Source organism: Enterobacter cloacae complex sp. P16RS2 (genome assembly GCF_014982155.1).
Classification (GTDB): Bacteria; Pseudomonadota; Gammaproteobacteria; order Enterobacterales; family Enterobacteriaceae; genus Enterobacter; species Enterobacter cloacae_M.
The window spans coordinates 1-761 of the sequence record NZ_JADCKW010000057.1 but is presented as its reverse complement, the minus strand read 5'-3'; the positions used below and the strand labels follow the sequence as shown (position 1 = coordinate 761).

General features: G+C 40.9%; 1 tRNA gene and 1 pseudogene (1 of these 2 running past the window's edge). One reads left to right on the top strand and one right to left on the bottom strand.

Annotation, left to right across the window (positions count from 1 at the left end):
- Positions 1-26: transfer RNA gene (locus tag INF68_RS22160), tRNA-OTHER, on the bottom strand; it reaches 84 nt to the left of the window's first position.
- A 125-nt stretch (positions 27-151) separates the two neighbouring features.
- Here INF68_RS22160 and INF68_RS22155 point away from each other — a divergent pair.
- Positions 152-761, top strand: a pseudogene (locus tag INF68_RS22155) (hypothetical protein); the annotation flags it as partial.

Here is a 761-nt window from a genome sequence, read left to right as displayed (position 1 = left end):
GCTCTAACCAACTGAGCTAAAGGGCCGGGAGCAAGAAGATACATAGGTAAAACTACCCTTGCAATAATATGGTTTTATGATGAAAAACAATCAGGGAAATGGTTAAATATCAAGCGGCAGTGCTTTCAATCTAACCAGAGCAAGGGAAGATATGATTTTTATTAAAAACGGCAATAGCTTTGATCGCATTAATGACTGGACAGAAATTCAAGCTCGGGAAAGCTATCATTCCAGGCTGGAACTGACCGATCAACAATTATCCGATGTTTTTGGTTATTATGATGACCTCCCGGAAGAAATCCCGTGTGGCAAGTCGAGCTGTCGAACAGGCCATAAAAAAGGGTTTCTTGTTCTTACTGAGGATGGTCTGGAGACGAACCTGGGTCACGTTTGCGGTACAAAAGTCTTCGGTATAGCATTTGAAAACCTAGCCACTGACCTCGAGAAAAAGGCAAATTTCCACAGATATCTAACAGCCCTCAAGGAAGCCAAGAAAAATATTTTTCTCCATTACCAAGCAAAAGCCAAAATCGAAGCCAGTGAACCATCATTAGAATGGGTCGCACATAAAATTTTAGATTTAAGAGATTCTAAAGTAGTTGGCCGAGCCGGGAGTCAAGCTTTGAAACGTATGGCTGCTTTAGGAGATGGAAAAGTTTTACTTCCCAGAAGGAAAACCAAGGAAGAAATGCAGTTGTCGAATGTTATGTCTCAAAAACCTTCCGATAACGAAGATGAAAATGCTGAGGATAATGTAAAAC